Raw genomic sequence first — 13,220 nt, forward strand, 5'->3', positions numbered from 1 at the left:
CTCAATCAATCTCCAAAATCGGGGCGCCAAGAATTTCTGGGTCAGGTGTCACACCTAAACCCGGGCCTTCGGGCGGTGCAATCCGACCGTTTTCACGGTTTGGTGCGTCAGGGCACAGGCGCGGGGCAACGTAAGAGGACAAGTCGCAAGTGTTCATCAGCGATCCATGCGGGGTTGAAGCCGCAAAATGCAGCGAGGCCGCCGTGACGATATCCGATCCCCAGGTGCATTCCGCACAAATCTCGGCACCCAGCTGCACGGTCAGAACGCGTGCACGGCGCATTGCTGAAAGACCGCCGAATTTCGACAGTTTCAACGCCACCGCGTCCATGCAACCCAACTCATGCGCCCGCATCAGCGATGCAAGATCAAAGGCATTTTCGTCGATCTTCATGGGCAGACCCGTCGACTGACGAACAGCGGCGCAGTCTTCCAGTGTTTTACAGGGCTGTTCCAGCATCACATCCAGATGCGCCACCGCGCGCCCGGTTCGCGTTGCCTGAAGGCGCGATGCGCCGCAGTTCCAGTCGCCATACACAAGCGGCCCGGTTCCCACGGCTTCGCGCACTTTGATCAGCCGCTCGGCATCCGCCTGCCAATCGCCCTCGACCCCCAGCTTGACCTGGAATTGCCGAATGCCCGTCTGGAAGGCTGCCTTGGCGATGCGCGCCATTTCGTCCGGCGCGATACATGTGATCGAATGGTAAAGCGGCATATCCGCCCGTGTCCGCCCGCCCAGCAACGCGTAAACCGGCACCCCCGCCGCGCGGCCGAACAGATCCCACAGTGCAATGTCGACGATCGATTTTGCATAGCTGTGGCCTTGCAGAAACCCGTCCAGCTTTCGCATCGGTGCATCGACCCCAATTGGCGAAACCCCGAGAATCTCGGGACCCATTTCAGCGATGGCCCCCGGTACTCCATTTGCATAGGCAGGCAGATAATGCGGGATCGGGCAGACCTCACCCCAACCTGTCAGACCTGTATCCGTCTCAAGGCGCAGGATATGAGATGTCACGGTCGCGCAGGTCTTGCCGCCGGCCATGTGATAGGTTTCATGGCTGGTCAGATCGACGGACCAGAGTGTTATCTTGTCAATTCTCAAGCATATTCTCCTACTGGATCACCCAATGCGGCTTCGTCCGGATGCACGCCCAGCCCCGGCGCTTCGGGCAGATGCAGATGGCCATCGACGTTGCGGGGCCCTCGACCACCTGCAACATCAACCGTGATCATGTCCTGACAGGCCCAAACCGCGTGGCAATGATCATCCGGGATCGTGGCGGCCAGATGCAGCGCTTCGGTATCGGCCAGAACCGTTCCGCCGGTGGCCATCACGAACATGTCTATCCCATGGGCCAGCGCGATATCGCGCATCCGCGCGGCCTTGGTCAGACCACCCACGCGATTCAGCTTGATCCCGAATATCTGGGCCAGACCATCGTGGGCAATCCGGGTGGCATCCTGCAAGGTCACAAGGGATTCGTCCACAGACACGGGGGATGCATGAAGCTTTGAGATCGCAGCGATATCATCCAGTGTTTCGCAGGGTTGCTCGAACATCACGTTCAGGTCTTCGCAGGCGCTCATCACCCTCAAGGCCTGCTGGCGCGTCCAGCCACGGTTGACATCATACAGAACAATCTCTCCGGGCTGCCGGATGCTTTCCACATCCCGCACACGGGCAATATCCCGCTCGACATCACCGCCGATCTTCACCGAATGCGCGATATAGCCGCGCTTGCGATACCGCTCCATGACCTCGCGTGTTTCCTCGACGGTTTTCGCCCCGACCGAGGACGCAATCGGGCGCGGTGTCCGCGATCCGCCGCCCATCAGATCGGCAATCGGCAAGCCCGCCGCCTGACCGGCAATATCCCAGCAGGCCATATCTATGGGGCTTTTGGCATAGAGATGTCCGGGCAAGGCAAGATCCATGGCCCGTTCCACGTCCAGCACGCGGCGCGGATCAAGGCCCAGGATGAAGGGGGCCATCGTTTCGATCCCGGCCCGGATGCCCGGCCCGTGCGCGGGTACATAGGTGTGCCCCCAGGGCGTGCCCTCGCCCCAGCCGACCAGACCGGTATCGGTTTCGAGCCTGACCAGCGTCGCATCAAGCGTTTCGAACTTCAGGCGACCCCCGGAAAGCCAATAGGGATGCTCGAGCGGCAAATCGACCTGAAAAACGGTAATGGTTTCAATCTTCATAGAGCATACTCCGCCACAGGTGCGCCGAGGCTTTCAAAATCGGGGGTTACACCCAATCCCGGCGTATTGGTTGCATAAAGCTTTCCTTCTTTCACGACAGGACCGCCGACCCCCGTGGATCGCGTGTTGTAGTTCATCAGATCCGTGGTGTTTTGCAGGTATTCAGGCGGGGTCGACGCCGCGAAATGGGCGACAACCGAAGACGTGATCTCGCCTCCCCAGGTATCTTCGCTGACCACGGGGATGCGGTTGTCGATCAGGTAATCCCGTACCCGCCGGGCCTTGCTGATGCCGCCAAGGTTGGAAATCTTGAGACAACAAATCTCTGCCCCCCGGTCCGCGACGATACGCTGAGCCATATGGATCCCGGTCACGCATTCGTCCAGCTTCAGTGGCTGCTCGGCAATCCGGCGCACTTGCTGGCATTCCTCATACGTGCGGCAGGGTTGTTCGAGAATGAAATCCAGATCCCGGGTCTCGCGTGCCACGCGGATCGCATCGTCCACGCGCCAGCCCTGATTGGCATCGGCCATGGCTTTCTCGCCGGGTTTCAGCAACGGTACAGTGGTGCGTATCCGGTCAATGTCACTGGCCCAGTCGCCGCCCACTTTGACCTGAAACTGCCGATAACCCTGTTCCCGGTACCGGTCCATCTCGGCCACGGTGTCCTCGACCGCTTTCTGCGGCGCGACCCGGTACATTGGCGCGCCGTCGGTCAGCTTGCCGCCCAACAGCATCCAGACCGGCTGATCACACGCCTGACCCAGAATATCCCAGCATGCCGCATCGAACGGGGCCTTGGCATAGCCATGCCCCTGTACCAGATGGTCCATCAGGTGCTCGATCCGCCCCACCTGACGCGGATCCTCGCCCAGCAGCTTGCCCGCGACAAGACGCGCCAGCGCGGTCACACCTTCGGAATGGGCCACCATGTAGTTTTCGCCACAGGGGGTGAACTCACCGCAGCCCTGCAAACCCGCGTCAGTGTCGATCACCACCACCGATGCGGTGGCCGTTGCAATCGCGTTTCCTGCACCCCAGACATAGGTACCGCCGACATAGGGAAGCCCGGTCTGGTAAATTCGGATGCGGGTGATTTTCATGCGGCGTCCATTCTGGGCAGGTCGCCCATCCCTTCGCCTCGCCACAGGACAAAGGTCAGGATCGGTTGGTCCGTCGTTGTCATGGCGTGGCTTTGCCGGCTTTTGTGCTGGCGTGTCTGGTTCGGGCCGACGAAGGTTTCATCCTCGTCGCTGCGAAAAACCGCTCCGCCCGCCAGGGTCAGATACAGCTCTTCCGCCTGATGGCTGTGCCAGTCATAATCCAGACCAGCACCCCAATATCCCACGTAGCCGCGCAATTGAGTCGAGTGGAAATGCCCGGTCGGTCCGAACAGTTCGTAATACCCGTACCGATTCAGGAAATCCGCACCGACTTCCTCTTCGGTGTATGTGTGTTTCCATTGCGCCAGATGCGCGCTGGCTTTGATCGCCGCGACCAGATCACGGGTTGACGCCACGCCATCAAGGCCAAAATCGCCCACCAGATCGGTCGCCGGAATGTAAGCAGGCTTCAGACCCGTCGATGTCAGATCGTCCGGCCATGATGCAAACGCGGCAAGGTCAGGATGCGCCTGATGCAATTGGCGGGCCGCCTCGAGAACATCATTCAGCGTCATGGCACCACCACGATATTGCCGGTATGCTGTTTGGCGATGAACGCCGCTTGCGCTTCCCGCAACTCCTCCAAAGGATAGGTTGCGGCCAGAGCCGGCTTGATTTCACCAGCTTCAATATATGCCACAAGGTTCTTCATGACTTCGGGTCCGATCACGGTCGAACCGGTGAAGGTCAGATCGCGCAGATAGAACGTCCGCAGGTCGAGCTCGACCATCGGACCTGCAATGGCCCCCGAACAGGTGTAGCGCCCGCCGCGCTCCAGTACGTCGATCAGGTTCGGCCAGTAAGGGCCACCTACCACATCGGCGACCACCGTGATCTTCTCGTCGCCCAGCGCCGACCGCAGATCTTCAGGTGCGCGGGGCAATATCACATCAGGGCCAAGATCGGCCACGTCGGCGTGTTTGGATTCGGAAGCCATCGCAATCACACGCGCGCCACGGCGTTTGGCCAATTGAACCAAAGCACCACCCACCCCGCCAGAGGCGCCGGGCACAAGAACGGTGTCTTTTTCCGTCACGTTGGCACGGGACAGCATCCCTTCGGCGGTGGAGTAAGAGCAGGAGAACGTCGCCAGTTCGGCATCCGACAGGTCCGAAGTTATCGGCTCCGCATTAACCGCCAGAGTCGTGGTATATTCGGCGAACCCGCCATCGCGTTCCGAGCCGAAGTACCCTGTCTTGTTCATGTTGCCGGGATCAGTCGAATCACGCAGCCAGCCATCCGTGATGACACGCTCGCCGATACGAGCGCTGTCCACGCCCTCGCCAACGGCCACGATGTGCCCACAGACATCTGCGCCCTGAATGCGCGGGAAGGTGATCGGGTTGCCGCCCCATGTCGGGTCTTCTTCACCGACTTCCTCGAATGCGCCACCGGTGGTCGCATCCGTTACGGTCTTGGAATACCAGCCGGACCGCGTATTGACGTCGGTATTGTTCAGGCCGCAGGCTGCGACCCTGATCAGAACTTCACCAGCCGCAGGTTCAGGGCGCGGCCAGTCCGTGTGCATCACCATCTGTTCCAGGCCACCATGGCCCATTGTGACCATGGCTCTCATCGTATCGGGCAGGCTCATCAAGCGGTCTCCAATGCGGCGTCGGTTCGGGGCAACAGGCTGTCGGGGTCGTAGGCAGGTTTGTCCAGGACACGGGCCGCACGGGGTTGGCCATGGATCACGACCTCCACCTGTGTCCCGGCTTTGGCCGCTTCGGGCTTGAGGTATGCAAAGGCCAGAATCTTGCCGACGGTGTGGCCATAAGCGACCGACGCTGTGGACCCGACGACGCGCCCGTCCAGCAGCACCGCCTCTCCGCCATGCCCATCAATCTCTCCATCCGGTTCAATTGAAAGATAGGCACATATCCATGGCAAATCGGTGTTGAGCGTCTTGTCCTTGCCTAGGTAATCCTTGTCCGTACGGGCAAAGCGCAGCACGCCAGCCTCGGCCAGAGTGACCTCGTTGGTCAACTCGCCCGCGCCTTTGAAGCCCTTCTCCATCCGCATCACGTTCATGGCAAAGCTGCCATAGTCGGTGATGCCATGTGCCTCACCCGCCGCCCAAAGCGCGTTGTAGACGTCGAGGCAGGCGGCGTTGGGCATGTGCAGCTCCCACCCCAGTTCCCCGGCATAGGACATGCGGAAGGCCCAGACCTTGTGACCGGCGATGTTGATTTCCTGTGCCGAAAGCCAGCGGAACCCGGCATTGGTCAGATCGGCATCGGTGCAGCGCGCCAGCACATCCCGCGATCGGGGACCGTTCAGCGACAGGGCCGACCAGTCTGCGGACAGGGCAGTTACCTGCACATCCTCATCCACGCGCTGCTGCGCCAGATGATCCAGCAGGCGCTGTTCGAAAAAGGCCGCACAGACCAGATAGAAGCGGTCGTCGGCCATGCGGACAATCGTGGTCTCCAATTCGATACGGCCACGACGGTTCAGCATATGGGTCAGCGTGATCGAACCAACCTTCTGCGGCATCCGGTTGGCGGTCAGCCGATCCAGCAGAGCGTAAGCGTCCGGCCCCGAAACCTCGACCTTGGTGAAGGCGGTGACGTCCATGATGCCGACGTTTTCGCGCACCGCTTTGACCTCGGCCGCGACCATGTCGTCGGCAGGTGTGCGACGGAAGGAATAGTGATCGCGCTGTTCCACACCGTCGCGGGCGAACCAGCGGGGGCGTTCGAAGCCATAGACCTCTTCATGCACCGCGCCCTTGGATTTCAGCAACTCATACAGCGGCGACGGCTTGATCGGTCGCCCGGCCAGACGGTTGAAATGCGGGAACGGGATTTCGTGGCGCAGGCAATAATCTTCCTCGGCCTTGATCACCTGCCAGTCCTTGGTGGCATAGCTGCCGAACCTGCGTGGATCGAACTCACGCATCGAGATATCCGCAGCGCCATGTACCATCCAGCGTGCCAATTCGCGGGTTAGGCCCGGCCCCCAGCCGATGCCGATCTGCGTCCCGCAGCAGCACCAATAGTTCCGAACACCCGGCGCTGGTCCGATCAAAGGGTTGCCATCCGGCGGGTGCGAAATCGCCCCGTGAACGTCGCGCTGAATACCGAGTTCGGCAAAGATCGGCATCCGGTTCAGGCTTTCCTCAAGCCACGGCATCACCCGGTCGTAATCCGCATCGAACAGCCAGTTCTCGTATTCCCATGGGCAATGGTCATGCCAGACCGAGTTCGGGTTTTCCTTCTCGTAAATCCCGATCAGACCGCGCTGCTGCTCCATCCGGATATAGCCCGAGACTTTGCGGTCATCGCGGATCACCGGCAGTTCGGTGTCCAGGTTCTGGAATTCCGGTACTGGCTCGGTCACGAAATAATGGTGCGTCATCGAGGTCATCGGCAGTTGCAGCCCCGACCATTCGCCCATCTGCCGCGCATAGGTGCCGCCTGCGTTCACCACATGCTCGCAGGTGATGGTGCCCATTTCGGTCTCGACCACCCACTCGCCATTCTCGGCCTGCGTGATGTTGGTCGCACGGCAGCTGCGAAAGATGCGAACGCCTTTTTTCCGTGCTCCAGCGGCCATCGCCATCGTCACATTGGTCGGGTCCACATGCCCGTCATCCGGCGTATGCAGCGCACCCAGAACGCCTTCGAGATTGTAGAACGGATGCAGTTCGGCCACCTTTTCGGTGCCGACAAGCTCGATATTGAAGCCCAGCGACCGACCAACCGACAAGGTGTGGCGCAGCCAGTCCATCTCATCCTCGGTATAGGCCAGACGGAACGACCCGCAGCCATGCCATGTGACGGGCTGGCCGGTTTCGGCCTCCAACTGACCGGAATACAGGCCAATGTTGTAGTCCACGCATTTACCCAGCCCAAAGCTGGACGTCGAATGCGTGATCTGCCCCGCTGCATGCCAGGTGCTGCCGCTGGTCAGCTCGGCCTTCTCCAGCAGGACGGTGTCACCGCCCCACCCTTCATGCGCCAGATGATAGGCCAGACCGACCCCCATGACGCCGCCTCCGACGATGACCACACGGGCATGCGACGGCAGTTCGTTCCCGGACATGATTTTTCCTCTTCCCGAGTCGCGTTTCTGCTCGACAGGCTAATTCCACAAATGTACCATCGTCAATCATGAATGACACAAATGTATCATCAACCGTCCTCGACCGACTGAGTCAGGAGTGGGACGCCCTTACCCCCGAGGCGCAGAAAGCCGCGCGTTACGTTCTGGAAAACCCAACGGATGTTGGGGTTTCGACGGTGCGCGAGATTGCCGAAGCGGCCAAGGTCAAACCCAATACTTTCGTGCGCATGGCCCGACAGGTGGGCTTCGAGGGATACGAAGATTTCCGGGCCCCCTTCCGCGAAGCGATTCGGCGGGGCAACGTGTCGTTTCCAGACCGCGCACGCTGGTTGCAGGACATTGGCAAGTCAGGGGAACTGGGTGGGCTTTATGCCGATATGGTGGGCGCGGCCATCCGCAATATCGAAGAAACCTTTGCCGGAATCGACGCTGCGACCCTGAAGGCCGCCGCCGAGGATATCTGGAACTGCCGCCAGATCTTCACGCTGGGTGTTGGCGTCAACAACGCGAACGCGCGCAATTTCACCTATCTTGCGTCGACCGGGATGAAGCAGTTCCACGCCATCCCCCGGCCCGGGTCGACCCCGGTGGACGATCTGGCCTGGGCAGATGAGCAGGACGTGCTGATCGCGATCACCTGCCACCCCTATCGCACCGAAGTCATCGAGGCGATCAAGCTGGCTCGGCAACAGGGTCTGACCGTCATCGGTATTTCCGACAGCCCGGCCAGTCCGGTGATCCTGAACGCCCATCACGGTTTTGTCGTCGCCGCCGACACGCCGCAATTCTTTCCGTCATCCGTTTCGACGATTGCCTTGCTGGAAACGCTGCTGTCCTTCGTGATCGCAGTGTCCAGCGATGAGATCGTCGAGCGGGTGGAACGGTTTCACCAACGCAGACACCAACTTGGCCTCTACGCGGAGGAGCCCGAATGAACGCACCCCTGACCCACTCACTGGACGCGCGATACTATACCGACCCTGCGATTTTCGAACAGGAAATGCAGGGGCTTCTGGCCCGAACGTGGCAGTTTGCGGGCCATGTCGCGCAGGTCCGGGAAACGGGGGATTACTTTGCGTTTGAGATCGCCGGCCAGAACCTGTTCTGCATTCGCGGCCGCGACGGCGAAATCCGCACCTTCTATAACGTCTGCCAGCACCGCGCGCATGAGATGGTGACAGGTGCCGGCAATACCCGCGTTGTCGTCTGCCCGTACCACGCCTGGACCTATGAATTGTCCGGTCAGCTGCGCGCCGGACCGAACATCAAATCCGTCCCCGGTTTTAACCGCAGCGCGATCTGCCTGACCTCGGTCCGAACCGAAGTGTTCAACGGTTTCATTTTCGTCAACCTCGACGACAACGCCGCCCCGATGGATGAATGGTACCCCGGTGTGCGCGAGGAAATCCGCGCATTCGTCCCGCATATCGACGATCTGGAACCGCTGGAATGGGTCGAGATCCCCGAAAACTGCAACTGGAAGGTCAGTGTCGAGAACTACTCGGAATGCTACCATTGCCCGACCAACCACCCGACCTTTGCCGAAGGCGTGGTCAAGCCTGAGACCTATGACATCCAGCCCGACGCGGGCGGCGGCTACGTCCTGCGTCACACGACGGAATGCCAGAGCCTCGACAAGATGACCTATCCCATCGACCTGTCGGTGCCCCATGCGGGCGATTACCAGTCATGGTTCCTGTGGCCGATGTTCTCGTTCCAGTGCTATCCGGGCAATGTGCTGAACACCTATCACTGGCGCGCGGTTGATGCCGATCACTGCACCGTCTGGCGCGGCTGGTATACCGAGGGCGGCTCGGACAGTGCGGTCATCCGGCAACTGGCGGTCCAGGACCGCGAAACCACGGTCGAGGAAGACATCCGCCTTGTGGAATCCGTTCATCGCGGGCTCAAGTCGCGGGGCTATCGCCCCGGACCGCTTGTTCTGGATCCGGGCTGCGGGGTGATGTCGGAACATTCCATCGCGCGGCTTCAGCAATGGATGCGCGAGGCTGTGGATTAGTGGCCGAGGTTGCACGCAGATGCTGATGCCTGAAGTCTGGCGCCCGGAGCACAAACTGTTCCCCCATCAGGTCGGGTTCACCTGCCCGCCGTTCGATTTTGACGCCGCGCCCTCGGATTTCCTGCGCATGTGCTCCGAAACCGTGGGTGTTCACGGGTGGATGCTGCACGTGCCAGATTATGTGCACGGGTTGGATCAGCGGAAACAGAATTTTGGCATGCTCGAAGACTTCGTGCACTGCATGTCCCGCAACGGTGTGGATGTCTGCGGTCAGGTCGGTTCGAACTGGGTCCATGCCTGCGGGCTGGGCGTGGAAGGCGTTCGGCAACACTGCGAAGACCTGTCAGACACATATGGCACCCGCTTTCACATGGCGGGATATGCCATGGTCGAGGCATTGCGTGACCTGAATGTCGAAAAGGTTGCCCTGAACGCCGCCTATCATTGGCCGGAATGGTGGCAGGGCACGGTCGGCTTCTTGAAAGAAGCCGGCTTTGATGTGGTTTGGGCCGGGAATTTCCACGATCAGGGCTGGTTCGACAGTCAGGAAGAGGTCAATTCCTGTCGCTGGGTCTTTGACGGCGATCTGGCGCTGAAAAGCTTTGAATATGTGGCCGACAAGGCACCTCAGGCCGAAGCGATTCTGATTAATGGCATGTGCAATTTCCGCACCGGACCCGGTGGCTTGCCCCAGCGCCCGCTGCATCTGGCCGATACGCTTGAAGACGCGCTGGGCAAACCGGTGATCGGTCATGACATCGCGCTTTACTGGCGCATCTTCAAATCCCTCGGTATCGCACCCGATAAGCCGCACGGGCAATTGCTGAAACGTCTTTAGTTATTCGAGAGGCCATGACCATGCACAAAATCCTCGCGCTCTGGGCCGTGCCCAGGTCCACGTCAACCGCGTTCGAGTGGATGATGCGACAACGCGGTGATCTCGATTGCCTGCACGAGCCCTTCGGCGAGGCGTGGTATCAGGGTGAAGACCCGCTTTGGCATCGGTTCCAACCAGGGGGCGTGACAACGCCGGGCCTGACACTGGACAGCGTGTGGCTGGACATTCAGCAGCGGGCGAAACGGAGGCCGGTCTTTCTCAAGGACTTTCCGCATTACATCAACCACATGTGGGATGCCGAGTTTCTGTCGCATTTCACCCACGCCTTCCTGATCCGGGACCCGGCCAAGACCATCACTTCGATGTACAAGCAATGGCCGGACTTTGCCGAAGGCGAGGTTGGCTTTCCCGAACAGCGCGCGCTGTTCGATCTGTTGACGGCGTTGAACGGAACTCCGCCGCCGGTCATTGACAGCGATGACCTGCTGGAAGATCCACAGGGCATGACCCGGGCCTTCTGTGACGCGGTGGGAATCCCATTCATCCAAGAGGCGCTGACATGGGAGCCGGGCGGTGATCCGTCCGCCCTGAGTTGGTGGGACGGCGGGTCGTTCCATGGCAACCTCGCGAAATCGACCGGGCTTGCCCCGCAGACACGCACGCATATCGACATCGCGGACGCGCCAGACCGTGTGAAACAGGTGCACCGCAGGATGAAACCGCATTACGATCACCTTTACAAACACCGCCTGACACACTGACACACCGGAGACCCGCAATGGCCGACATTTTCGACGAAGACCTGTTTCTGAAAGGACTGGAGCAAAGGAAGAGCACGCTGGGCGCAGAGTATGTGGAAAAAAACCTTGCTGCCGCCGACGATTTCACCCGTCCGTTTCAAGAAGCCATGACGGCCTGGTGCTGGGGGTTTGGGTGGGGCGACGACTTGATCGACGCCAAGACCCGGTCGATGATGAACCTGTCGATGATCGGTGCGTTGGGCAAAATGCATGAATGGGAAATTCATTGCCGGGGCGCCATCAACAACGGGGTTTCAAAGGAAGAGATCCGCGCCATCATCCACGTGGTCGGGATTTATTGCGGTGTTCCTCAGGCGCTGGAGTGTTTTCGCGTGGCCCGCAAGGTGCTGGAAGAAACCTGACGACCCGTCACAAACCGGCCGCCGACAACAGCCGCACGCCTTTTTCGTAGTGTTGCCTGTTCTTGAAACAGCCGGGCCAGGCCCAGCGTTCGGCCGTAAAGCCCGGCTGCAATTCCAGAATCTGCCGGGCATGTCGACGCGCCAGGGAATGGTTCCCGGCGGCGGCGGACAGCATGCACAGCACGACCCTGGGACGAACGCGTCCGGGGTCGACCCGCAACACGTTATGGGCATGCTGCCACGCGGCCTTGTCCCCGGTCATCATCATTGCGATTGCCAGATTTGCTTCGATCCAAATGGGCGGATGCGGCGTCAACGCCAACGCTTTCTTGCAGACCGAAACGCCTTCTTCGGCCCGGTCATCATACACCAACAGGATGCCGTAATATCCCAACAGTTCCGGGCTGCCGCTGAAACGTTCCACGACCGCAAGCATCAAGCTGCAAGCCTCTGACGTGTTGCCGGCAACACTGTGGGTAAAGGCATGGAGGGCCGAGCAATACGGGTCAGTCGGGTTCAGATTGCGCAGCTTTTTGCATTCGGCCTCTACCATTGCCAGCGTCTCGGCCGGGTTTGCATCCATGCCCAGGCGGATCATGTCCAAATGACAGAAACCGATCGCCACACGGGCCGGCAGGTATCCGGGGTCAAACTCAAGACAGGCGCGGTATTGACGGATGGCATCCTGCAACCCGTCTTCGGTTGCCTGACTTTCCAATATGCGCGCTTTCTGGAATGCAGACCAGGCCTCGGTCGAAGTGGCACGACCGGACCAGATTTCCGACCAATACCCGTCACGCAATCGCAGTTGGAGCGCCTCGACGACCTTCATGGCGATTTCTTCGACCGCGTCGAATGTTTCCTTCGCACGAAAGCGGAACCTCTGTGTCCAAAGGCACACCTGATCTGCGGTTGACGTCAATTGAGCGGCCACCCGCAGGCCTTCCGCGCCAACCACGCTGCCGCTGAGAACATAACCTTCAACCGGGCTTTCCTGCCTGCGCGCGTCACGCAGTTCGATCACGTCGGACATTGTGCCCAGAAGAAACATGAGTTCGTCTCGTATGGAGGAAGCAGCGATGCTGATATCCGGCGTTTCCCCGACAACTTCAAAAGGCTCAACCACAACCGCTGGACGCAAACGCCCCCAATGCACCGGTAAACCGCGGCCCGCCAGAACCGGTCCGTCTGAGTCTGTATCGATGTCCCAATAGGCCTGCCGTTCAACCGTCAGCCATGCCTCGAACTCGGGGTCGGCAACGTCCAACCCTTCCAGCAATTCAGCCCGATCGGAACTGAGCTGCTCGTCAAACAGATCAACCTCGACTGCTGCCAGATTGATCGACACCGTTTCACGGGTGATTTCAAGAATATCAAGTTTGTGCTTGGAAAAGTGCTTGCTGAGAACACTCAGCTCTTTGCGCAGCGACGCCGCGCCTTGTGCGGGCGAACTCTCGCTCCAGAGCTTGTCCTGCAACCAAGCCCTGCTGCGTATCGCGTTTTTCGACAGAAGCACCAAAGCAAGAAGAGCTTTCGCTTTGGTGCCCCGAGGCGTCACATCCTGACCGTCGTCACAAACAATCTGAAACGGTCCGGTCAAAAAAACCTTGGTTTTTGCCTCAGTCACTAACAGCCCTCAAAAAACGTTCGGGGGTTGTCGTTAACCGCTGCATCCAAATATGACGATACCGCCCATCGCTTCATAGGCCAGTTTGCAGCACCATGACTCGTGATCGGGGTTCGGATCCGGCTTTTTGTCAC

12 protein-coding genes are annotated in these 13,220 nt (G+C 60.0%); 5 read left to right on the forward strand and 7 right to left on the reverse strand.

All coding sequences use genetic code 11. The features are described 5' to 3' along the window. Window position 1: 1 nt before the first annotated feature. The 6 genes from AC2FNN_RS15635 to AC2FNN_RS15660 are packed head-to-tail and all read right to left on the reverse strand — an operon-like array spanning window position 2 to window position 7,418. Window positions 2-1,105 carry a mandelate racemase/muconate lactonizing enzyme family protein gene (locus AC2FNN_RS15635; protein ID WP_496759439.1) on the reverse strand — a complete coding sequence of 368 codons (1,104 nt, stop codon included), beginning with the start codon at window positions 1,103-1,105 and terminating at the stop codon, window positions 2-4. Continuing rightward, a complete protein-coding gene (locus tag AC2FNN_RS15640) occupies window positions 1,102-2,208 on the reverse strand; it encodes a mandelate racemase/muconate lactonizing enzyme family protein (protein WP_496759440.1) in 1,107 nt (368 codons plus the stop codon). Before AC2FNN_RS15640 ends, AC2FNN_RS15635 begins: the two co-directional genes overlap by 4 nt. Further along, complete coding sequence (locus AC2FNN_RS15645; protein WP_496759441.1) at window positions 2,205-3,311, reverse strand: mandelate racemase/muconate lactonizing enzyme family protein; 1,107 nt, start codon at window positions 3,309-3,311, stop codon at window positions 2,205-2,207. Before AC2FNN_RS15645 ends, AC2FNN_RS15640 begins: the two co-directional genes overlap by 4 nt. Then, window positions 3,308-3,886, reverse strand: coding sequence for a dimethylsulfonioproprionate lyase family protein (locus AC2FNN_RS15650; protein WP_496759442.1), 579 nt, complete (start codon window positions 3,884-3,886; stop codon window positions 3,308-3,310). The genes AC2FNN_RS15645 and AC2FNN_RS15650 overlap by 4 nt, the downstream gene beginning before the upstream one ends. Further along, window positions 3,883-4,965: an alcohol dehydrogenase family protein gene (locus AC2FNN_RS15655; protein ID WP_496759443.1), complete on the reverse strand. Its 1,083-nt coding sequence runs from the start codon at window positions 4,963-4,965 to the stop codon at window positions 3,883-3,885. The genes AC2FNN_RS15650 and AC2FNN_RS15655 overlap by 4 nt, the downstream gene beginning before the upstream one ends. Then, entirely contained in the window at window positions 4,965-7,418 is a 2,454-nt protein-coding gene (locus AC2FNN_RS15660; protein ID WP_496759444.1) for an FAD-dependent oxidoreductase, read from the reverse strand. Before AC2FNN_RS15660 ends, AC2FNN_RS15655 begins: the two co-directional genes overlap by 1 nt. Window positions 7,419-7,486: 68 nt before the next feature. Here AC2FNN_RS15660 and AC2FNN_RS15665 point away from each other — a divergent pair, with 68 nt between their 5' ends. Genes AC2FNN_RS15665 through AC2FNN_RS15685 form a run of 5 tightly spaced genes read left to right on the forward strand, consistent with a single transcriptional unit; the run spans window position 7,487 to window position 11,459 of the window. After that, window positions 7,487-8,374 (forward strand): MurR/RpiR family transcriptional regulator, encoded by an 888-nt coding sequence (locus tag AC2FNN_RS15665; RefSeq protein ID WP_496759445.1) that lies wholly within the window; start codon window positions 7,487-7,489, stop codon window positions 8,372-8,374. Next, on the forward strand, window positions 8,371-9,459 hold the full coding sequence (locus AC2FNN_RS15670; RefSeq protein WP_496759446.1) for an aromatic ring-hydroxylating oxygenase subunit alpha: 1,089 nt from the start codon (window positions 8,371-8,373) through the stop codon (window positions 9,457-9,459). Before AC2FNN_RS15665 ends, AC2FNN_RS15670 begins: the two co-directional genes overlap by 4 nt. Before the next feature lie 19 nt (window positions 9,460-9,478). Beyond that, the gene (locus AC2FNN_RS15675; protein ID WP_496759447.1) at window positions 9,479-10,297 is read left to right on the forward strand and encodes an aspartate racemase/maleate isomerase family protein; all 819 of its coding nucleotides are present in this window, start codon (window positions 9,479-9,481) and stop codon (window positions 10,295-10,297) included. A gap of 14 nt (window positions 10,298-10,311) precedes the next feature. Then, complete coding sequence (locus tag AC2FNN_RS15680; RefSeq protein WP_496759448.1) at window positions 10,312-11,058, forward strand: sulfotransferase-like domain-containing protein; 747 nt, start codon at window positions 10,312-10,314, stop codon at window positions 11,056-11,058. Window positions 11,059-11,075: 17 nt separating this feature from the next. After that, the gene (locus AC2FNN_RS15685) at window positions 11,076-11,459 is read left to right on the forward strand and encodes a carboxymuconolactone decarboxylase family protein (protein ID WP_496759449.1); all 384 of its coding nucleotides are present in this window, start codon (window positions 11,076-11,078) and stop codon (window positions 11,457-11,459) included. Between the two features lie 7 nt (window positions 11,460-11,466). Here the strand turns inward: AC2FNN_RS15685 and AC2FNN_RS15690 are convergent, their stop codons facing one another. Beyond that, window positions 11,467-13,086, reverse strand: coding sequence for a hypothetical protein (locus AC2FNN_RS15690; RefSeq protein ID WP_496759450.1), 1,620 nt, complete (start codon window positions 13,084-13,086; stop codon window positions 11,467-11,469). Window positions 13,087-13,220: the final 134 nt, after the last annotated feature.

Source organism: Ruegeria sp. BHSA118, from assembly GCF_059613405.1.